This is a genomic window from Kitasatospora sp. NPDC004240 (assembly GCF_053603215.1).
The window spans coordinates 1-20,252 of sequence record NZ_JBSGFD010000009.1; the positions used below are offsets into that span (position 1 = coordinate 1).

General features: G+C 74.7%; 17 protein-coding genes. 14 read left to right on the forward strand and 3 right to left on the reverse strand.

Going from position 1 to position 20,252, the window contains the following annotated elements; translation table 11 throughout:
- The coding region (locus tag ACWEQL_RS04305; protein WP_452148628.1) for a class F sortase at positions 1-500 on the forward strand (500 nt) is incomplete at its 5' end.
- Positions 501-572: 72 nt separating this feature from the next.
- Here ACWEQL_RS04305 and ACWEQL_RS04310 read toward each other — a convergent pair.
- Both ACWEQL_RS04310 and ACWEQL_RS04315 read right to left on the reverse strand, forming a co-directional pair.
- A complete protein-coding gene (locus ACWEQL_RS04310; RefSeq protein WP_452148629.1) occupies positions 573-1,604 on the reverse strand; it encodes a methyltransferase in 1,032 nt (343 codons plus the stop codon).
- Between the two features lie 45 nt (positions 1,605-1,649).
- The gene (locus tag ACWEQL_RS04315; RefSeq protein WP_452148630.1) at positions 1,650-2,732 is read right to left on the reverse strand and encodes a right-handed parallel beta-helix repeat-containing protein; all 1,083 of its coding nucleotides are present in this window, start codon (positions 2,730-2,732) and stop codon (positions 1,650-1,652) included.
- 362 nt (positions 2,733-3,094) lie between these two features.
- Here ACWEQL_RS04315 and ACWEQL_RS04320 point away from each other — a divergent pair, with 362 nt between their 5' ends.
- From ACWEQL_RS04320 to ACWEQL_RS04340, 5 genes are all read left to right on the forward strand, one after another.
- Positions 3,095-4,063, forward strand: coding sequence for a deoxyribonuclease IV (locus ACWEQL_RS04320; RefSeq protein WP_452148693.1), 969 nt, complete (start codon positions 3,095-3,097; stop codon positions 4,061-4,063).
- A gap of 135 nt (positions 4,064-4,198) precedes the next feature.
- Positions 4,199-6,295: an MMPL family transporter gene (locus ACWEQL_RS04325; RefSeq protein ID WP_452148694.1), complete on the forward strand. Its 2,097-nt coding sequence runs from the start codon at positions 4,199-4,201 to the stop codon at positions 6,293-6,295.
- Between the two features lie 72 nt (positions 6,296-6,367).
- Entirely contained in the window at positions 6,368-7,393 is a 1,026-nt protein-coding gene (sph, locus tag ACWEQL_RS04330; RefSeq protein WP_452148631.1) for a sphingomyelin phosphodiesterase, read from the forward strand.
- Positions 7,394-7,545: 152 nt separating this feature from the next.
- On the forward strand, positions 7,546-7,977 hold the full coding sequence (locus tag ACWEQL_RS04335) for a nuclear transport factor 2 family protein (RefSeq protein ID WP_452148632.1): 432 nt from the start codon (positions 7,546-7,548) through the stop codon (positions 7,975-7,977).
- Positions 7,978-8,118: 141 nt separating this feature from the next.
- Positions 8,119-8,928, forward strand: coding sequence for a DeoR/GlpR family DNA-binding transcription regulator (locus ACWEQL_RS04340; RefSeq protein WP_452148695.1), 810 nt, complete (start codon positions 8,119-8,121; stop codon positions 8,926-8,928).
- A gap of 37 nt (positions 8,929-8,965) precedes the next feature.
- Here ACWEQL_RS04340 and ACWEQL_RS04345 read toward each other — a convergent pair whose 3' ends face one another.
- Positions 8,966-10,006 (reverse strand): substrate-binding domain-containing protein, encoded by a 1,041-nt coding sequence (locus tag ACWEQL_RS04345; protein WP_452148633.1) that lies wholly within the window; start codon positions 10,004-10,006, stop codon positions 8,966-8,968.
- A gap of 284 nt (positions 10,007-10,290) precedes the next feature.
- Between ACWEQL_RS04345 and ACWEQL_RS04350 the strand changes: the two genes are divergently transcribed.
- The 8 genes from ACWEQL_RS04350 to ACWEQL_RS04385 all read left to right on the forward strand — a co-directional run bounded on the left by ACWEQL_RS04350 (position 10,291) and on the right by ACWEQL_RS04385 (position 20,218).
- Complete coding sequence (locus ACWEQL_RS04350) at positions 10,291-12,372, forward strand: alpha-galactosidase (RefSeq protein WP_452148634.1); 2,082 nt, start codon at positions 10,291-10,293, stop codon at positions 12,370-12,372.
- Between the two features lie 157 nt (positions 12,373-12,529).
- Positions 12,530-14,659, forward strand: a complete 2,130-nt coding sequence (locus ACWEQL_RS04355; RefSeq protein ID WP_452148635.1) for an NPCBM/NEW2 domain-containing protein — start codon at positions 12,530-12,532, stop codon at positions 14,657-14,659.
- Between the two features lie 99 nt (positions 14,660-14,758).
- Complete coding sequence (locus ACWEQL_RS04360) at positions 14,759-14,947, forward strand: YegP family protein (RefSeq protein WP_452148636.1); 189 nt, start codon at positions 14,759-14,761, stop codon at positions 14,945-14,947.
- A gap of 165 nt (positions 14,948-15,112) precedes the next feature.
- Complete coding sequence (locus ACWEQL_RS04365) at positions 15,113-16,486, forward strand: glycosyltransferase family 4 protein (protein ID WP_452148637.1); 1,374 nt, start codon at positions 15,113-15,115, stop codon at positions 16,484-16,486.
- Positions 16,483-17,682: a glycosyltransferase gene (locus ACWEQL_RS04370; protein WP_452148638.1), complete on the forward strand. Its 1,200-nt coding sequence runs from the start codon at positions 16,483-16,485 to the stop codon at positions 17,680-17,682. Before ACWEQL_RS04365 ends, ACWEQL_RS04370 begins: the two co-directional genes overlap by 4 nt.
- Complete coding sequence (locus tag ACWEQL_RS04375) at positions 17,679-18,599, forward strand: SGNH/GDSL hydrolase family protein (protein ID WP_452148639.1); 921 nt, start codon at positions 17,679-17,681, stop codon at positions 18,597-18,599. Before ACWEQL_RS04370 ends, ACWEQL_RS04375 begins: the two co-directional genes overlap by 4 nt.
- Before the next feature lie 39 nt (positions 18,600-18,638).
- Complete coding sequence (locus ACWEQL_RS04380) at positions 18,639-19,757, forward strand: NUDIX domain-containing protein (RefSeq protein WP_452148640.1); 1,119 nt, start codon at positions 18,639-18,641, stop codon at positions 19,755-19,757.
- 80 nt (positions 19,758-19,837) lie between these two features.
- Positions 19,838-20,218: a DUF6188 family protein gene (locus ACWEQL_RS04385; protein ID WP_452148641.1), complete on the forward strand. Its 381-nt coding sequence runs from the start codon at positions 19,838-19,840 to the stop codon at positions 20,216-20,218.
- Positions 20,219-20,252: the final 34 nt, after the last annotated feature.

The following is a 20,252-nucleotide window of genomic DNA, read 5'->3' on the forward strand; positions in this document are numbered from 1 at the left end:
GGGCGGCGTCCCCCGCGGCCGCGGCGGCGCCGCTGAAGCGCTCCAGGCCGACCCGGCTGCGGATCGCGCAGATCGGGGTGGACGCGCCGTTCACCGAGCTGACGCTGGACGCGGCCGGGGCGCTCAACGCCCCGCCGCCGGACGACCGGAACCTGGTGGGCTGGTACCGCGACGGGGTCTCCCCGGGCGAGCGCGGCGCCGCCGTCCTGGCCGGTCACGTGGACACCCGTACGGGCCCGGCGGTGTTCCTGCTGCTGAGCCTGCTGGTGCCGGGGAACCGGGTCGAGGTGGTCCGGGCGGACGGCACGGTCGCGGTGTTCGCCGTGGACTCGGTGCAGACCTTCCGCAAGGACGCCTTCCCCGACCAGCAGGTGTACGGGAAGACCCCCGACGCGCAGCTGCGGCTGATCACCTGCGGCGGCACGTACGACAAGAAGCGCAAGGACTACCCGGACAACGTGGTGGTGTTCGCGCACCTGGAGTCCTCGCGCAAGGCCTGAGGCGTCCGGGAATCACGACAGGACCGCCGGCCCCTCCCGGGAGGGGCCGGCGGTCCTGTCGTGCCGCGGGGCTCAGCGCCGCACGGTGCTCTCGAAGGCGTGCAGGTACGGGTTGACCGGGCGGACGTCCGAGACGTCCAGGCCGGCCTCGGTCATCAGCCGGACCATGCTCTTCTCGGAGTGCTTGGCGCCGCCGACGTTGAGCATCAGCATCAGGTCCATCGCGGTGGTGAACCGCATCGAGGGGCTGTCGTCGACCAGGTTCTCCACGACCACCACGCGGGCGCCGGGGGGCGCGACGCGCACCACGTTGGCCAGGGTGCGGCGGGTGGAGTCGTCGTCCCACTCCAGGATGTTCTTGATGATGTAGAGGTCGGCGCGGACCGGGATGTCCACCCGGCAGTCGCCGGGCACCAGCCGGGCGCGGTCGGCGAAGGCGCCGCCCTCGCGCAGCCGGGGATCGGCGCCGGCGACCACCTTGGGCAGGTCCAGCAGGGTGCCGTGCAGCCCGGGGTGCTTCTCCAGCAGGCTGGCCAGGACGTGGCCCTGGCCGCCGCCGATGTCGACGACCGAGGCCACGCCGGTGAGGTCGAGGTAGTCGGCGAAGTCCCGGGCGGACTGCCGGCTGGAGGTGGTCATCGCCTTGTCGAAGACCTTGGCCGAGTCGCCGCCCTCGCTGTGCAGGTAGTCGAAGAACTCCTTGCCGAACAGCTCGGGGAAGACGTTGCGCCCGGAGCGCACGGCCTCGTCGAGCTTCGGCCAGGCCTCCCAGGTCCACGGCTCGGTGCACCAGAGGGAGATGTAGCGCAGCGAGTTGGGCGCGTCCTCGCGCAGCAGCCGGGACATCTCGGTGTGCTCGAAGCGGTCGCCGTCGAGTTCGTTGAAGATGCCGTAGCAGGTGAGGGCGCGCATCAGGCGGCGCAGTTGCTTGGGCTCGGTGCCGAGGGTGGCGGCGAGTTCGGTGACGTCGGCCGGGGTCTCGCCGAGCGCGTCGGCGACGCCGAGCCTGGCGGCCGCGCGGACGGCGGCGGCGCAGGCGGCGCCGAAGACGAGCTCCCGCAGGCGCATGGCGGCCTGTGGGGTGGTGGCTGGTGCGGTGGTCATGTGCGTCCTTCAGGGGTGGGGTCGCGGGTCGGGTGGGCGGTGGCGTCAGCAGTGGCCGGCCGGCTCGGAGACCGAGCAGTGGTTGCGGGCCCAGGTGTTGGTGGTGCCGGTGTCGCGGTCGGCGAGGTCGGCCGGCAGGTTGCCGTCCAGCTGGTTGCCGGTGACGGAGTTGTTGGCGTTGGGCACGCCGACCACGCTGCGGAAGAGCACGATGCCGCCGGACATCGTGGAGGCGCCGACGTTGTCGCGCACCTGGTTGCCGGTCACCTGGGTGTCCTCGGCGCCGGTGAGGAGGATGCCGGTGCCCTGGATGTGGTCGAGGCGGGGGGTGGGCGGGCAGTACTTGTTGTTGGCGATGACCCGGTTGCGGCTGACCGTGAGGGCGCCGGCCCGGGGCACGCTCTCGTCGCCGACGACGAAGACGCCGCCGCAGTTGCCGCTGATGGCGTTCTGGTCGACGCTCAGGGTGCGGGCGCGCCGGATGGTGACGCCGATCCGGTTCTCGGTGAGCCGGTTGCCGCTGATCACGGTGCCCTCGGTGTCGAGCGCGCCGCCCTCGTGGTTCACGGTGTTGGCGAGGAAGACGCCGGACTGGCCGTTGCGGGTGGCGGTGTTGCCGGTGATCACGGCGCGGACGGACTTCTCCTGGGCGATGCCCTGCTGGCCGTTGTCCCGGACGTGCACCGCGCGGACGGTCATCCCGGTGGTCTCGGTGGCGTCGACGCCGTTCTTGGGGAACCCGGCGACGGTGAGCGCCTCGATCCTGACGTCACTCAGCCGGTGGCCCTCGGTGCCGGCGACGCAGAGGCCGTGGCCGGCGGTGGCGCAGACGGCGTCCTCCTGTCCGGTGCCGTCCGTACGGGGGGTGATCACGGTGGTCGGTCCGGTGCCGCGCAGGGTGACGCCGGAGGTGGTGATGCGGACGCTGCCGGGGTAGGTGCCGGGGAGCAGCTGGACGGTGTCGCCGGGTCGGGCGGCGTCCAGGGCCTGCTGAATCGATTCTCCGGGCTGAACGAGGTGCAGCGTGCCGAGGGCGTGGGCCGCGGGGGCGGCGCCGAGGGTGGACAGGACGGTGGTCAGGGCGGCCGCGGTGGCCGCGGCGAGGTGGTGGACCCGTCGCGTGGACATGAGTGGTTGACCTGCTTTCTCGCCGCGCTCGCGGGGACCCCGGCGCGGTGACACGGTGTGCGCGATGGATGACGGCCCGTGTGGGGGTCGGCCGAACCGACGCTATGGGCGCCTGCCGGGGCCCGCCACCAGGGAGGGCTGCGGGGCTGACGGACCGTCGGCCGGTGGGGGGAACGAGGGGTCGCCGGGGTGTGGACGGGGCGGCCCGCCGGGCGTGGCATGCTCGGGGCATGAACGCCGCGCCGCCGCCCGCCCCCGTCCAACCCGGCATCCCCGCCCAGCCCGGCGTCCCCACCCGGCCCGGCGTCCCCGCCCAGCCCGGCGTCCCCGCCCAGCCCGGCGTCCGCGACCCGCTCGCCCCGCTGGGCAGCCGCGGCCCCGCCCCCGCGCAGGACCCGGCCGCGGCCCGCAACCCGGTGGGCGCGCACGTGCCGGTGGCCGCCCGGGGCCTGGCCGGCACCGGACTGGCGTACGCGCGGCGGGTCGGCGCCGAGGCGGTGCAGGTGTTCGTGGCGAACCCGCGCGGCTGGGCCACTCCCCCGGGCAACCCGGCGCAGGACGAGGCGTTCCGCACCGCCTGCGCGGAGCAGGGCGTCCCGGCGTACGTCCACGCGCCGTACCTGATCAACTTCGGCTCGGACAACCCGGCCACCCGGGAGCGCTCGGCCCTCTCGCTGCGGCACTCGCTGCTGCGCGGGCGGGCGATCGGGGCGCTGGGCGTGGTGCTGCACACCGGTTCGGCGGTGGGCACCGCGGCCGGCGGGGGTTCGCGCCGGGCCGAGGCGATGGCGCAGGTGCGCGAGGACGTCCGTCCCCTGCTGGACGAGCTGGACACGCTGGCGGACCTCGACCCGCTCGGCGGGCCGGCGCCCTGGCTGCTGCTGGAGCCCACGGCCGGTCAGGGCAGCTCGCTCTGCTCGCGGATGGCGGACCTGGCCGAGTACGTCGAGGCGCTGGACGGCCATCCGCGGGTCGGCGTCTGCCTGGACACCTGCCACGCCTTCGCGGCCGGCCACGACCTGGCGGAGCCCGGCGGCGTCCGGGCGGTACTGGACGAGCTGGTCGCGGCGGCCGGTCCCGGACGGCTGCGGCTGATCCACGCCAACGACTCCGAGGACACGGTCGGCGCGCGCAAGGACCGGCACGCCAGCATCGGGGCCGGGCACATCGGCGCGGAGCCGTTCCGCGAGCTGTTCGAGCACCCGGCGACGGCGGGCGTCCCGCTGATCGTGGAGACGCCGGACCGCAAGCACGGCGGTGACGGGACGGGGCACGCGATGGACATCGCCGTCCTCAAGGGGCTGCGCGAGCGCGCCGCCGTACCCGCCTGACCCCGCGCCGCGCCGTACCCGTGGCCGTACCGGGGTGCCCCCGGGCGGCGGTACCCGCGCGGGCCCGGGCTGCCGGGTGCGGCGTGCGGTGGCAGGCTGGGGACGAATCCGTCCCGGGCCCCCTGGGGGTTGATGATGAGTCCGACCCGCCGACTCGCGGCCCTGCCGTGCGGACGCCGCAGCAAGTGGGTGGTGCTGGCGCTCTGGCTGGTGCTGCTGGTGGTGGCCGGCCCGCTCGCCGGGAAGCTCGCCGGGGCCGAGGACAACCAGGCCTCCAGCTGGCTGCCCGGCAGCGCCGAGTCCACCATCGTGCTCAAGGAGCAGCGTGCCTTCCAGCCGGTGGACACCCTGCAGGCCGTGGTGGTGTACGAGCGGCCCGACGGGATCACCGAGGCCGACCGCGCGGAGGCCGCCCGGGACGCGGCCGCGTTCGCCGCCGCCCCGCACGTGCTGGGGCGGGTCATCGGCCCGGTGGTGTCGGAGGACGGCCGGGCGATGCAGACCATCGTGCCGGTCGACATCGGCACCGGCGGCTGGGAGGACCTGCGCCCGGCCGTGGACAGCATGCGCGCCACCGTCGCCGCGGACGACCTCGGCATGTCCACCCACGTCACCGGCCAGGCCGGGATCGGCGCCGACCAGGCGGAGGCCTTCGCCGGCATCGACGACACCCTGCTGTTCGCCACCGTGGCCGTGGTGATCATCCTGCTGCTGCTCACCTACCGCAGCCCGGTGCTGTGGCTGTTCCCGCTGCTGGCGGCGGCGGTCTCGCTGGCCGTCTCGCAGGCGGTGATCTACCTGCTGGCCGAGCACGCCGGGCTGACCGTGAACGCGCAGAGCGCCGGCATCCTGATCGTGCTGGTGCTGGGCGCGGGCACCGACTACGCGCTGCTGATCACGGCCCGCTACCGGGAGGAGCTGCGCCGCCACGAGGACCGGCACGAGGCGATGGCCTTCGCGCTGCACCGCGCCGGCCCGGCGATCCTGGCGAGCTCGGCGACGGTGGTCGCCTCGATGCTCTGCCTGCTGGTCGCCGAGATGAACTCCACCCGGGGCCTCGGCCCGGTCTGCGCGATCGGCGTGCTGGTGGCGCTGGCCGCGATGCTCACCCTGCTGCCGGCGATGCTGGTGATCGTCGGCCGCTGGGTGTTCTGGCCGGTGAAGCCCGGGTATGGGACGCCGGAGCCGACCACCTCCGGTCGCTGGGCCCATGTCGGCTCCTGGATCGGACGGCGTCCGCGCAAGGTCTGGGGGGTCACCACGCTGGCCCTGGCGGCCTGCTGCCTCGGGTTGATCTCGCTCAACGCGACCGGGCTGAGCACCGCCGGCAGCTTCACCGGCAAGCCGGACTCGGTGGACGGCCAGCAGGTGCTGGCCGCGCACTTCCCGGCCGGCACGGGCGCCCCGCTGACCGTCATCAGCACCGCCGCCACGGCCGGCGAGGTACGGGCGGTGGCGCAGTCGACGCCGGGCATCGCCTCGACCACGGTGCCGGTGGAGCACGACGGGCGGGCGCTGTTCCAGGCGACGCCGGCCGACCCGCCGGACAGCCAGGCCGCGGAGGACACCGTGGACCGGCTGCGCGCCGCGGTGCACGCCGTGCCGGACGCGGACGCCAGGGTGGGCGGCGGCACGGCGGTGGCGCTGGACGCCGGACGGGCCGCCGCGGACGACAACCGGGCGATCATCCCGCTGGTGCTCGGGGTGGTGCTGCTGATCCTGGGGCTGCTGCTGCGGGCGGTGACCGCGCCGCTGGTGCTGATCGGGACGGTGGTGCTGTCGTACGCGGCGGCGCTGGGGATCAGCGCCTTCGTGTTCGAGCACGCCTTCGGGTTCGAGGGCCAGGACCACGCGTTCCCGCTGTTCGTGTTCGTCTTCCTGGTGGCGCTGGGCATCGACTACAACATCTTCCTGATGACCCGGGTGCGGGAGGAGTCCGTGCACCGCGGCACGTTCCGGGGTGCGGTGGCCGGACTGGCCGCGACCGGCGGGGTGATCACCTCGGCCGGTCTGATCCTGGCGAGCACCTTCGCGGTGCTGGGCACGCTGCCGGTGGTGGCGTTCACCGAGATCGGCTTCGCGGTGGCGCTGGGGGTGCTGCTGGACACCCTGGTGGTGCGGTCGGTGCTGGTCACCGCGTTGACCATGGACATCGGCCGGCACATGTGGTGGCCGGGGAAGTTGTCCAGGCAGGTCGAACTCCAGGAGGACAAGTTGGCCAGACAGCTTTAAGTTACCTCTGAGTTCATATGGTTATCGTCTGACGTCTTGTCGGACGTGACCGACCCCGCGTTGACTGCGGCCATGTCAAACTCCACCCTCCGTCGGGGCCGCCGCCTCGCCGCGGTCTGCGCCGCCTCGGCCGCCCTGCTCGCCCCGCTGGCCGCCGCGCCCACCGCCGCCGCCGAGACCCCCGGGGCCGCCGCCCCCGCGACCGGCGGGGCCGCCACGGTCACGGTCCCCGCGCTCAAGGTCCTGACGTACAACGTCTTCCTGATGAGCAAGAGCCTCTACCCCAACTGGGGCCAGGACCACCGCGCCCGGGCCATCGCCGCCGCGGACTTCTTCCAGGGCCACGACGTGGTCGTCCTCCAGGAGGCCTTCGACAACGCCGCCTCCGACCTGCTCACCGCCCAGGCCTCCGCCGCGTACCCGTACCACACCCCCGTGGTCGGCCGCTCGACCGGCGGCTGGGACGCCACCGGCGGCAGCTACAGCTCCACCACGCCCGAGGACGGCGGGGTGACGCTGCTCAGCAAGTGGCCGATCCTGCGCAAGGAGCAGTACGTCTTCAAGGACGCCTGCGGGGCCGACTGGTGGTCCAACAAGGGCTTCGTCTACGCGGTGCTCGACGTCGACGGGCTGCGCACGCACGTGGTCGGCACCCACCTGCAGTCCACCGACGGCGGCTGCTCGGCCGGCCAGCCGGCCACCGTACGGGCGGCGCAGCTCAAGGCGATGAAGGCCTTCCTGGACGCCAAGAACATCCCGGCCGCCGAGCCGATCGTGGTCGCCGGCGACCTCAACGTCGACTCGCACGGCTCCGAGTACCCGTCGATGCTGGCCAACGGCGGCCTGGCGCCCGCCGACGGCCGGACCGGGTGGCCGAACTCCTTCGACACCGCCGACAACTCGATCGCCGCCTACCGCTACCCGGGCGAGCCGAACGAGGACCTCGACTACGTGCTCTACCGGGCCGACCACGCCCGCCCGGCCGGCTACGTCAACGATGTCCACCGCTTCCACAGCGCGCCCTGGACGGTGAGCAGTTGGGGCAGCAGCTACACCTACCAGGACCTCTCCGACCACTACCCGGTGACCGGCGGCTGAGCCGTCGGCGACCGCGCCGCCCCGGGCCCGGCCCCGGGGCGGCGCGCCCGTCTCACATACCGGGACCGCACTGGCAGTCCGGCGGCCGCTCCGGGCACGATCACTGCGGCACCGATCAGGGGGATCGGGCCACGGGGATCCCAGGGGGAACCATGAGTGAGACCAAGGACCCGAAGGTCGCGGCGATCGAGGCCTTCTTCGCGGCCTACGGCGCCGGGGACGTCGACGCGATGAGCGAGGTGCTGGCCGAGGGCATCGAGTGGACCATCCCGGGCCGGCACCCGCTGTCCGGCACCAAGCGCGGGGTGGCCGAGGTGCGGGCCTTCTTCGACCAGCTGGGCAAGGCCGGGTTCAAGGCGGAGCCGATCTTCTTCGGCGCCAACGAGGAGTACGTGGTGGACATCCACCGCGGCTGGACCACCGAGGGCACCGGCGGGGTCGACACCACCTGGGCGCTGGTCTGGCACTTCGACGCCGAGGGCAAGGTCGACCGGGTGGTCAACCTCTCCGGCGACCAGCACCAAATGGACACGTTCGTCTGGGCCAACTACGCGCTCGCCCCGCTGCCGGACCGTCTGGCCTGAGCCGGCGGGACGGCACGCGCGCGGCCGGTGCGCAGGACACCGCACCGGCCGCGTGCGCGTTCGGGTTGAGTATCCTTTCCTGACTGTTTGCTTCTGCTGCTTTCGGTCCGTCCGCACCGGGACGACGGGGAGGACGAGGACATGGCCGACACCGGCATGCTGGCCCACCAGCGGCAGGCGATGATCGCCGAGATGGTCCGCCGCGGCGGCGCCGTACGGGTCGCCGAGCTGGTCGAGCAGCTGGGCGTCTCCGACATGACCGTGCGCCGAGACCTGGACGCCCTGGAACGGGCGGGCCTGGTGAAGAAGGTGCACGGCGGCGCCGTCCCGGCCTCGGAGACCGCCATCGACGAGCCCGGCTTCGAGGCGAAGTCCGGGCTGGAGTCCGCCGCCAAGGCCGCCGTCGCGGACGCCGCGGCCGCGCTGGTGGAGCCGGGCAGCGTGATCGCGATCTCGGCGGGGACCACGGCGTACGCGGTCGCCTCGCGACTGCTGCGGGTGCCGCGGCTGACCGTCATCACCAACTCGCTGCCGGTCGCGGACCTCATCCGCTCGGCCGGGCAGGGGCAGGAGCAGGGGGCCCCGTCGCTGCTGCTGACCGGGGGCGCGCCCACCCCGTCCGCCGCGCTGGTCGGGCCGCTGGCCGACCAGTCGATCGGCTCGCTCCACGTCGACCTGCTGGTGCTGGGCGCCCACGGGGTCTCCGAGAAGGCCGGTCTGACCACCCCGAACCTCGCCGAGTCGCAGACCAACCGCACGCTGATCGCCTCCGCCCGCCGGGTCGTGGTGGTGGCCGACCACACCAAGTGGGGCGTGGTCGGGCTCAGCGGCTTCGCCGCGCTCGACGAGATCGACGTGTTCGTCACCGACTCCGGGCTGAACCCGCAGGCCCGGGGCGTCCTCGCGGAGGCGGTCGGGGAACTGGTCGTCGCGCAGGTCCCGGGCGGCTGAGGACCGGGCCCCGCACGTCCCCCGCGCGGGCACCGGGTCAGCCGCAGGGGACGCCCGCCGACCTCCAGCCGGCCGGGTCGACCATGGTGGTCCTCGCGAGGGTCTCCGCCGGCATCTCCTTGCCGTTCCTGAGCCTGTCGTACACGGTCTGGACGGCGAGCGCGCCGACGTCCTTGCCGTTGATGAACAGCGCCGCCCTCATCCCGGAGGGCTTGTTGCCGCTCCAGTCCTTGCAGGCGAGGTAGGCGCCGAGGCCGACGCCGATGACCCGGTCGGCGCCGATGCCGGCGTTCTGCAGGGCGGTGACGCCGCCCTGGACGTTCTCGTCGTTGCAGCCCCAGACCACCCAGTTCCTGACGCCCGGGTTGGCGGTGACGGTCGCGGCGACCCTGTCCAGGGCGCCGGCGGGGGTGTTGTCGGTGGCCACGTCGAGGTGGCGGACCCCGGGTGCGACGGCGCCGAAGGCCTCCTTGGCGGCCCGGACCCGGTCGCGGCAGACGGTGACGTCCTGCTTCCAGGCGGAGACGGCCCGGGTCTCGGTGGGGTTCCAGCCGGCCTTCCGGAACTCCTCGGCGGCCCGCCTGCCGACCTCGCCGCCCATCTGGGCGCCGCTGAAACCGACCCGCGGCACCAGGTCCGCCCTGGCGCAGACCACCGGGTCGGGACCGGTGGCGCAGATCTGGTCGTCGGAGGTCAGCAGGGCCACCTTGGCGTCCCGGGCGGCCCGCACGATCCGGGGGCCGACGGCGGGGTCCGGGACGACCACGATGATGCCGTCGGCCCCCCGGGCGATGGCCGCCTCGACCTCGTCGACCGTCCCGTCGGCATCGTTGCCCAGGTTGACCACCGTGAGGTCGACGCCGAGCTCGGCGGCCCTGGCCCTGGCGCCGGCGGCCTCCCCGACGAAGTACTCCTGGTCGCCCTGCTTCTGCAGGTAGGTGATCGAGATCCGCCCGCTCACCGGGGCCACCGCGGCGGAGTCCGCGCCGGACCCCTGGCCGGCGGAGCAGGCGGTGGCGGTCAGGCCCAGGGCGAGCAGCAGGGCGCCGGCGGCGAGGCCGCGGTTTCTCACGTGCATGGGGTGGGTGGCTCCAAGGCATCATAACTCAACACATTTAAACGTAATGTGAAATATCACACCTCGAATTGGCTCGGCGTCAAGACTGTCGACAGGCCGAGACCGATCCGTGATGCTCCATGACAGTACAGGCTTCACAGGGGTGATGACGGACAGTCAGGCTCCTGTCAAACCCCTTGAGTTTCCGTCCTGCCGATGACTATGGTGCGTTGCTTTCTGTTTGAAAAACGGACAGAAACCGATCCCCAACCCCAACTCCCCCACCAGCGCACCTTGGAGTGCCCATGCCCAGACGCGCGCCACGCCTGCTGTCCCGCGCCCTGCTGGCCCTGTCCCTGGCGGCCTCCGGCCTCGCCGCCGTCGCCCTCGACCCCACCGCACCCCCCGCGGCGGCCCTGGACGACGGCCTCGCCCTCACCCCGCCGATGGGGTGGAACTCGTGGAACACCATGGGCACCGCGATCACCCAGCAGGAGGTCGTCCAGACGATCGACTTCATGTCCTCGCGCGGACTGGTCGCCGCCGGCTACAACACCGTGACCATCGACGACGGCTGGTCCCTGGGCCACCGGGACGGCCAGACCACCGACCTGGTCAAGACCCCCGACGGCGCGATGCAGCTCTACGACGCCAACCGCAACCCGGTCAGCGGGACGGACGGCAACGGCTTCGACGTGACGACCGGCCACCTGATGCCCGACCCCACCCGGTTCCCCTCGCGCACGATCGACGGCCGGACGGTCAACGGCATCGAGTACCTGTCCCGGTACGCCCACAGCAAGGGCATGAAGTTCGGCCTGTACGCCACCAGCACGTACACCACCTGCCAGGGCCGGCCCGGCAGCCTGGGCCACGAGGCCGTCGACGCCGCCGACTTCGTCACCTGGGGCGTGGACTACGTCAAGTACGACGACTGCCCGTACGGCCCGGCGATCATCGGCCCCGACGGCCACAACTACGGCACCCAGGGCGTCGGCCGGGAGCTCACCCGGTCCATCTACGCCCGGGTCCAGGACTTCCATCGGGCCCTCGACGCCGCCTCCGCCGCGCAGGGACGGCCGAAGGTCACGCTCAGCGTCTCCGCCCAGCCCGTCCACACCGGCGTCCCCCACCTGCTGGCCGGCGACGACCCGGCCCGCACCGACCCGGCCGTGGTCGCGGCCGGGACCCCGCCCCGGGAGGCGCCCGGCTACGCCCCGACCGGGGTGTGGTGCGGCCGGGTCGCCCACCTGTGCCGGATCGGCGGCGACCGCGGGCCGGACCTGGAGGGCGTGCTGTACAACGGGCAGCTGCGGACCGCCCTGCGCTACCCGGGCAACGTCCGCCCGGGCAGCTGGAACGACATGGACATGATGTTCGCGGGCTGGCAGAACCCGTACGGCATCTACGGGGTGACGGACACTTGCGTCTGCCACAAGCCGATGACCGACACCGAGTCGCGCAGCGAGATGTCGGTCCTGGCGATGATGGCCTCGCCGCTCATCACCGGCGCCGACCTGCGCACCGCGGCCGACTCCCGGCGCACCAGGGACGGCTACACCTGGTCCACCGGGATCAGCGACTCCGCCCTGGAGATCTACAAGAACGCCGACGTCATCGCGATCGACCAGGACCCGCTGGCCAGGCCCGCCACCCTGGTCGGCAACCCGCCGAACGACGCCACCGCCCCGATCGTGCTCAAGCGCCAACTGGCCAACGGCGACACCGCGGTGCTGCTGGTCAACCAGGACCCGTACTACGCGAGGACCGTCTCCACCACCCTCGCGGAACTCGGCCTGACCGGGCCGGGCTACTCCGCCAAGGAGCTGTGGACCGGCTCCACCGGCAACGTCACCTCCACCGTCAGCGCCTCGGTGGCCCCGCACGGCGTCGCCCTGTACCGCCTCAAGCCGCTGCCGACCACCGTCCCCGCGGCCGTGATCGGTGACGGCCGTCACCACGGCCTCAGCGCGGGCGGCACCAACGGCCAGGCCCTGGAGGTCCGCGGCACCTGCAGCGCCCAGGACGGCTCGACCACCGACATCAACACCTGGTGGAGCACCCACACCTCGGAGCAGTGGCAGTTCACCGCCAACGCCGACGGCACCGTCCGCATCACCGACAACTGCAACACCCCGACCCAGGTCCACGGGACGCTGACCGGCGGTCACCCCGGCGGTCCGGCCTGGGTGCTCAACCAGTACGACCCCGACAGCCCGTACCAGAAGTGGCGCGTCACCCAGAACACCGCCACCGGCGCGCTGACCATCGTCAACGTCGCCACCGGGCTGGCCCTGGACGCCCCGCAGGCGGCCCCAACCTCCGCCGTGGTGCTCAACACGCCCGACGGCGCGGCGCCCGGACAGTCCTGGACGCTGCTGTCCTAGGGCGTGTCAGACGCGTCCTGACCCCCCTTGATCGCCCGGTGCGGGGCCGGCCTCCGGCCGCCCCGCACCGGTGCCGGCCGCACCCCGGTGCGGCGCACCACCGCGAAGCCAGCTGTCCCGCTCAACTCCGTTCGATTCCCTTCCTTCTGGAGGACTCTTGCGATTCCGCGGCGGAAAACCGGCTCACCGCATCACGGCGGCGCTGACCGCGCTCGCCCTCGCCACCGGTACGGGCGTCGCCCTGACCGGACTCCAACTCGCCTTCGCCCCACCGGCGATGGCGGCCGACAACGGTCTCGCCACGACCCCGCAGATGGGGTTCAACAACTGGAACTCCACCCACTGCGGTGCCCAGTTCGACGAGGCGATGATCAAGGGCATCGCCGACATCTTCGTCAGCAAGGGCCTCAAGGAGGCCGGCTACCGGTACGTCAACCTCGACGACTGCTGGGCCCTGCCGGAGCGGGACGCGGCCGGCAACCTCGTCCCCGACCCGGTCCGCTTCCCCCACGGGATCAAGGCGCTCGCCGACTACGTCCACGCCAAGGGACTGAAGTTCGGCATCTACTCCAGCGCCGGCGACCGCACCTGCGACGTCAAGGGCTTCCCCGGCGCCCTCGGCCACGAGCGGCAGGATGCCAATCTGTGGGCCTCCTGGGGCGTCGACTACCTCAAGTACGACAACTGCAACAACCGGGGCGTCGACGCGCAGGCCCGCTACAAGGCGATGGGCGACGCGCTGAAGGCCACCGGCCGCCCGATCCTCTACAGCATCTGCGAGTGGGGCAGCACCGGCCCCTGGAACTGGGCCTCCACGGTCGGCAACTCCTGGCGCACCACCGGCGACATCAGCGACACCTGGCAGAGCATGATCTCCATCGCCCAGACCAACCAGGGCCTCGCCAAGTACGCCAAGGCCGGCGCCTTCAACGACCCCGACATGCTGGAGGTCGGCAACGGCGGCATGACCGAGACCGAGTACCGCACCCACTTCAGCCTCTGGGCCCAGATGGCCGCCCCGCTGCTGATCGGCACCGACCTGCGGGTCGCACAGCAGCAGACCTTCGACATCCTCACCAACGCCGACGTGATCGCCGTCGACCAGGACCCGCTGGGCAAGCAGGGCTCGGTGGTCTCCCGCGAGAACGGGCTCGTGGTGATGTCCAAGCCGCTCGCCGACGGAAGCCGCTCCGTCACCCTCACCAACGAGGGCACGTACGAGACCACCATCACCACCACCGCGCAGGCCGTCGGCATCGGCGGCGCCGAGTCGTACAGGCTGAAGGACCTCTGGTCCAAGAAGACCGGCACCAGCGAGGACGGCACCATCAGCGCGAGCGTGCCCGGCCACGGCACGGTGATGTTCCGGGTCACCCCGACCTCGCCGGTGGCGCCGCCCGCCGGGGTGACCCAGCTGAGCGACCTGCCGTTCGCCTCCGCGGCCAACGCGTGGGGCCCGCCCGAGCGTGACCGCAGCAACGGCGACCACGCGGCCGGCGACGGACGCACGCTCGGCATCCGCGGCACCGCCTACGCCAAGGGCCTCGGCGTGCACGGGCCCAGCGACATCGGCTTCCACCTCGGCGGCGCCTGCCGCGGCCTGGTCGCCCGGGTCGGCGTCGACGACGAGGCCTACGGCAACGGCTCGGTGGTGTTCCAGGTCTGGAAGGACGGCGTCCTGGCCGCCGACAGCGGCCGGCTCACCGGGAAGGACCCGGCCAAGGCGCTGAGCGCCGACCTCACCGGCGCCACCGCCGTCCGGCTGGTCGTCACCGACGCCGGGGACGGCGGCGGCTGGGACCACGCCGACTGGGCGGACGTGAGGATCGCCTGCGGCGCGGGCCCGGCCGCCGGCACCCACCAGCTCTCCGACCTCGCCTGGTCCTCCGCCGGCAACGGCTGGGGCCCGGTCGAGAAGGACACCAGCAACGGCGACAACCTGGCCGGCGACGGCGGCCCCCTGACCATCGCCGGCACCGCGTACCCGAAGGGCCTGGGCGTCAACGCCTTCAGCGAGGTGGTCTACTACCTCGGCGGCGCCTGCACCTCGCTGACCACCCTGGTCGGCGTGGACGCCGAGGCGCAGGGCCGCGGTTCGGTGTCCTTCGAGATCTGGAAGGACGACACCAAGGTGGCCGACAGCGGCGTGGTGACCGCGGCGAGCGGCGCCAGGCGCCTGACCGCCGACCTCACCGGCGGCGACGAGCTGCGGCTGGTGGTCACCGACGGCGGCGACGGCAGCCACAGCGACCACGCCGACTGGGCGACGCCCGTGCTCACCTGCTGACCCGAAAGCCCCGTCCGACATGCGGCGCGCGTCCCCGGGACCTACGTTGCCGCTGGAGGGGGCTTGCGGGGGCGTACCCATTCGAGAGGTGAAATCTCCATGGCAGGAAAGTTCGAGCTCTACACCGACGAGAGCGGCATGCACCGGTTCCGGCTCAAGGCGAGCAACGGCTCCATCGTGGTGACCGGCGACCCGCAGGAGAACCGGGACGACTGCATCAAGAGCATCGAGTCGATCCGCAAGCTCGCACCCTACGCGGAGCTCAAGGAGGCCCCCGCCCCGGCCTGAGACCGGGAGGGCCCCGCCCCACCGCGGCCCGGCCGCACCGGGGCGCGGCCCTCATGAGCCCGACGGACCACCGCGGGTCGGCGACGCACAAATCGCCGACCCGCGTTCGTTCGCGCGACAGATCCCTGTGGCCGGGCGCACGCCGGGCGCGGACAGAACGATGGCATGCGTGTCGTCATCGTCACCGAGTCCTTCCCGCCCGAGGTCAACGGAGTCGCCCACAGCGTGCTGCGGACGGCCGAGCACCTGATCCGCCGGGGCCACCGGCCGCTGGTCGTCACCCCCGCCCCGGCCCGGGGCGCCCACTGCCCGCCGAACGGCTTCGGCGCCGCCGGTGCCGGCCCCGACGCCCCCGCCTTCCCCGGCCCCGACGTCCCCGGCCCCACCCGGCCCACCACCACCGACACCACGACCGGCGCGGCCCCCACCACCGCCGTGACCGGGGCCGCCACCGTGACCGGGGCCGCCGCCACGACCGAGGTCGCCGGCATCCCGGTGGTCCGCGTCCCCTCCGTCCCGCTGCCCGGCTACCCGCAGGTGCGGATCGCCCTGCCCAGCCGCCGGCTCGCCGCCGCCGTCGCCGGCCACCGGCCCGACCTGGTGCACCTGGCCAGCCCGTTCGTCCTCGGCGCGCGCGGGGCGCAGATCGCCGCCCGGCTCGACGTCCCCGCCGTCGCCGTCTACCAGACCGACCTGGCCGGCTACGCCCACGCCTACCGGGCCGGCCGGGGCCTCGGCGAGGCCGCCGCCTGGCACCGCATCCGCGCCGTCCACCGCGCCGCCGCCCGGACGCTGGCGCCGTCCACCCCCGCCGCGCAGGACCTCACCGCGCACGGCGTCCCCCGGGTCCGGCTGTGGCCGCGCGGGGTCGACTCCGTCCGCTTCCACCCGCGCCACCGCGACGAGGTCCTGCGCCGGGCGCTCGCCCCCGGCGGCGAGGTGCTGGTCGGGTACGTCGGCCGGCTCGCCCCCGAGAAGCGGGTCGACCTGCTCGCCGGCGCCGCCACCCTGCCCGGGGTACGGGTCGTGGTGATCGGTGACGGGCCGTCCGCCCCCGGGCTGAGGGCCGCCATGCCCGGCGCCGTCTTCCTCGGCCGCCGCACCGGCGAGGAACTCGCCCGCTGCTACGCCAGCCTGGACGTCTTCGTGCACACCGGGCCGCTGGAGACCTTCTGCCAGACCATCCAGGAGGCCATGGCCAGCGGCCTGCCGGTGGTCGGCCCGGCCGCCGGCGGACCGCTCGACCTGGTCGCCCACCACCGCACCGGACTGCTCGTCCCGCCCCGGGACGGCGCGGCGGTCACCCGGGCGGTCGCCGAGCTGGCCGCCGATCCGGACCGGCGGGCGGCGTACGGGCGGGCCGGGCGCGCGGAGGTCGCCGCCCGCACCTGGGAGGCGGTCGGGGACCAGCTGCTGCGGCACTACGCGGAGGTGCTCGCGGAGTCCGGGCGCCAGGCCGAGGGCCTACCGGCGCCCGGCGCGGCGCACCGCCCGGTACCCCCTCTGGTGCCGCCGCTGGTGGAGGAGCAGCCGGTATGAGCGCCGGTGCGGTGACCATCGTGCGGGTGGCCAACTTCGTCACCCCGGTCTCGGGCGGGCTGCGGACGGCCCTGCGTCACCTCGGCGCCGGCTACCGGGCCGCCGGCCACCGCCCGGTGCTGCTCGTGCCCGGGGCGCGGCACGCCGAGGAGGAGGACGAGCAGGGCCTGGTGGTCACCCTGCCCGGGCCCCTCCTGCCCGGCAGCGGCGGCTACCGGGTGCTCACCGACCGGCGGGCGGTCGCCCGCGAGCTGGCCCGGCTGGCCCCGGACCGGCTGGAGGTCTCCGACCGCACCACCCTGCGCTGGACCGGCGCCTGGGCCCGGCGGCACGGCGTCCGCTCGGTGATGGTCTCCCACGAGAGCGCGACCGGGCTGCTGCGCACCTGGGGCCTGCCCGGCGGCGCCGCCCGTACCGTGGCGGACCGGCTCAACTCCCGTACCGCGCGGGCCTACGACTCGGTGCTGTGCACCACCGACTGGGCTGCCGCCGAGTTCGTCCGGCTGGGCGTGCGGAACGTGGTCCGCGCGCCGCTCGGGGTCGACCTGACCGCCCTGCGCCCCCTGCCCGGGGCCGCCCGGGCCGCCGTACGGGCCCGCTACGCCGAACCCGGGCAGCCACTGCTGGTGCTGTGCTCCCGGCTGTCGGCCGAGAAGCGCCCGGGCCGTGCCCTGGACGCGCTGGCCGCACTGCGCGCGGACGGCGTGCCGGCCGTCCTGGCCGTGGCCGGCACCGGCCCGCTGCACGAGCGGCTCGCCGACTCGGCCGCCCGGCGCGGGCTGCCGGTGCGCCTCCTCGGCCACCTCTCCGGACGCGGGGCCGTGGCCGGGCTGCTCGGCTGCGCCGACGTGGTGCTCGCCCCCGGCCCGATCGAGACCTTCGGCCTCGCCGCGATGGAGGCCCTGGCCTGCGGGACGCCGGTGGTGGTCAGCCGCTCCTCGGCGCTGCCCGGCCTGGTGGGCCCCGCCGGGGTCGCGGCCGCCGACACCGCGGCGGGCTTCGCCGCGGCCGTCCGGCAGGTCCTGGCCCGGCCGGAACCCGAACGCCGCGCCACCGCCCGCGCCCGCGCCGCCGCGTACGGCTGGCCGGCGGCCGTGGACGCCTTCCTCCGCGCCCACGCCCTGCCCCCGGCCGGCGCGCGCGAGGCGTCGGACCGGCCGGCCTCCCAGGTGGCGGAAGGACGGGCGGCCCGGTGACCGGCGCGGTGACCGGCCCGTTGGTCGCGGAGCGGGAGGTGATCCGGTTCGTGGCGCTCGGGGACTCGCTCACGGAGGGGGTCGGCGATCCGGTGGCGGGCGGATGGCGGGGGTGGGCCGCGCTGCTGGCCGACTCGCTGGGGCCGGAGCCGGGGAGCGTCGAGTTCACCAACCTCGCCCGCAGCGGTGCGCTGAGCGCCGATCTGACCCTGCGACAGCTTCCCGCCGCACTGGCGCTGCGCCCCCGGGTGGCCTCCGTGGTGGTCGGTGGGAACGACACCCTGCGGGGCGGGTTCGACATCCGCCGCACCACCCGGGAGCTGGACACCGTGCTCGGCGAGCTGGGCGCCGCCGGGGCGCTGCCGCTCACCGCCTGCCTCCCGGATCCCGGCGTCCTGCTGCGTCTGCCCGGGCCCCTCGCCCGTCCGCTGGCCCGGCGGATGAGCGCGGTGAACACCGTGGTCCACGCCCTGTCGGCGCGCCACGACGCGGTCCACCTGCACCTGGCCGGGCTCCCGTGGACGGCCGACCGGCGGCTGCTGAGCGTGGACCGGCTCCACCCCAGCGCCGACGGGCACCAGCTGATCGCCCGTGGGTTCCACCGCCGGCTCGCCGAGCTGGGCCACCCGCTCGGCCCTCCCCCGCGCGCCGGGGCGGCCGGGCCCCCGCCGGCCCCGGCCGCCGACCTCTGGTGGATGGCCACCCGGGGCACCCGCTGGGTCGCCGAGCGCAGCACCGACCTGCTGCCCGGGCTGCTCGCCCTGGCCGCCGCCGAGGCGTACGGGCGGCTGCGCGGCGCGACCGCCCGCCTGGACGAGCGGATGGCCCGCGCCGCCGCGGCCGCGCTCGCCACCCCGGGACGCACCATCCCGGGCCGCACCGCCCCGGGAACCGTGCCGGCGGGCCGGGTGTCCTAGCGACTGTCGGGACAGCCGGTGCGGGAGGGGATCCGTCGAGTGACGTCAGCGCCCAGCGGTGGACGGGAACGGGAACGGGGCCGTGAGCTCCTGGCGGCGGCGGGGGTGCTGTTCCGCGACGAACGCGGGCGCGTCCTGGTGGTGCGGCTGCCGTACGACGACCGGCACCCGGTGGCCGTGCCCGGCGGCGGCTGGGAGCCGCAGGACCTCTCGCCGCGCCGGACGGCGGTCCGCGAGATCGCCGAGGAACTGGGCGTCGCCGTCCGCCTGGGCCCGCTCGCCTGCGTCGACTGGGCGCTGCTCCCCGAGCATCCGCCGATCGCCGCCCACCTGTACTGGGCGGAGCTGACCGCGGCCCAGCTGGCCGCGCTGGCGCCGGACGCCGAGGAGGTCGGCGGCTGGGCGCTGCTGACGCCGGAGCAGGCGGGGCACGCGCTGCCGCCCCGGCTCTCCCGGCGGGCCACGGCCTGCCTGCGGGCGCCGCGCACGGCCGGACCGCTGGAGCTGGAGGACGGGTTCCCGGTCGGCCACAGCCTGGAGCACCTGGAGGACGGGCCGGTGCCCGAGTACACCGGCCTGGCTGGGGTCACCCTCACCGGTGCCACCCCCGCCGGCCGGGGAGCGGCCGGCACGCCCGACCGGGCGGCCTTCCTCGCCTCGCTGCCGCGCGTCCGGGCGAAGGCCCGGACGGTGTTCACCGATGCCGAGGGCCGGGTGCTGCTGGTCCGTCTCGCCGCCGGCTCCGGCGACCACTGGGACCTCCCCGGCGGCAGCGTCGAGGCCGACCGTGAGGCGCCCCGGGCCGCCGCCCGCCGCGAGGTCCGCGAGGAGCTGGGCCGGGAACACCGGCCGGGCCGCCTGCTGGCGCTGGACTGGCAGCCGGGCCGCGCCCACGCCGGGCCCGGGCGGGAGGGCGCGTACAGCCGCTACGACCTGCCGGTGCTGCAGTACCTCTTCGACGGCGGGACGGTCACGGACGGCTGGCTCGCCGGGATCCGGCCCGCCGAGGACGAGCTGGCCGAGTGGCGGCTCTGCCCGCCGGAGGAGGCGCGGGCGCTGCTCACCGCGCCGGCCTGGGACCGTACCCGCGCGGCGCTCGCCCGCCGCAGGCGGCCCGGCGGTCCGGTCGAGCTGGTCGGCGGGCGGCCGGCCGACTGACCTGGGCCGGCCGGTCGGGGCCGACCGGACTACGGCCGGAGCACCGGACGGGGCCGGGCCGGCTGGGTCACACTGGGCCCATGCAGAACTCGATCGCGCAGGTGCTGACCGGTCGCCGGGTGACGGAGGTCAGCGGCGGCACCCGGTTGGAGGTCGTGCTCGACGGGCCGGTCACCGTGCGGGTGGGGCACGAGTTCCGGTTCGCCGCGCCGTCCGAGGTGGAGCAGTTCTACCCGGAGCTGACGTTCACCCCCACCGCCGGGCTGCTCGGCCTGGTGGGCGGTACGGTCGCCGCGGCGCGGGTCACCCTGGCCGGCGGGCTGGAACTGGCCTTCGACGGCGGCGAGTCGCTGTCGGTGCCGCCGCACGCGGTGGTGGCCCCGTGGAGCGTGTTCACGCCCGGAGGCGCGGTGTGCGAGGGCCTGGCGGGCGGCGAGGTGGTCTGGGCCGCACCCCGGTAGGACGCGGCCGGACCGCGCCGCCCGCACCTGCACC

Coding starts and splice junctions, on each gene's coding strand:
- ACWEQL_RS04310 (WP_452148629.1), bottom strand. CDS start 1,604: ATGACCACCGCACCAGCCACCACCCCACAGGCCGCCATGCGCCTGCGG.
- ACWEQL_RS04315 (WP_452148630.1), bottom strand. CDS start 2,732: ATGTCCACGCGACGGGTCCACCACCTCGCCGCGGCCACCGCGGCCGCC.
- ACWEQL_RS04325 (WP_452148694.1), top strand. CDS start 4,199: ATGAGTCCGACCCGCCGACTCGCGGCCCTGCCGTGCGGACGCCGCAGC.
- sph (WP_452148631.1), top strand. CDS start 6,368: ATGTCAAACTCCACCCTCCGTCGGGGCCGCCGCCTCGCCGCGGTCTGC.
- ACWEQL_RS04335 (WP_452148632.1), top strand. CDS start 7,546: ATGAGTGAGACCAAGGACCCGAAGGTCGCGGCGATCGAGGCCTTCTTC.
- ACWEQL_RS04340 (WP_452148695.1), top strand. CDS start 8,119: ATGGCCGACACCGGCATGCTGGCCCACCAGCGGCAGGCGATGATCGCC.
- ACWEQL_RS04345 (WP_452148633.1), bottom strand. CDS start 10,006: ATGCACGTGAGAAACCGCGGCCTCGCCGCCGGCGCCCTGCTGCTCGCC.
- ACWEQL_RS04350 (WP_452148634.1), top strand. CDS start 10,291: ATGCCCAGACGCGCGCCACGCCTGCTGTCCCGCGCCCTGCTGGCCCTG.
- ACWEQL_RS04360 (WP_452148636.1), top strand. CDS start 14,759: ATGGCAGGAAAGTTCGAGCTCTACACCGACGAGAGCGGCATGCACCGG.
- ACWEQL_RS04365 (WP_452148637.1), top strand. CDS start 15,113: ATGCGTGTCGTCATCGTCACCGAGTCCTTCCCGCCCGAGGTCAACGGA.
- ACWEQL_RS04370 (WP_452148638.1), top strand. CDS start 16,483: ATGAGCGCCGGTGCGGTGACCATCGTGCGGGTGGCCAACTTCGTCACC.
- ACWEQL_RS04385 (WP_452148641.1), top strand. CDS start 19,838: ATGCAGAACTCGATCGCGCAGGTGCTGACCGGTCGCCGGGTGACGGAG.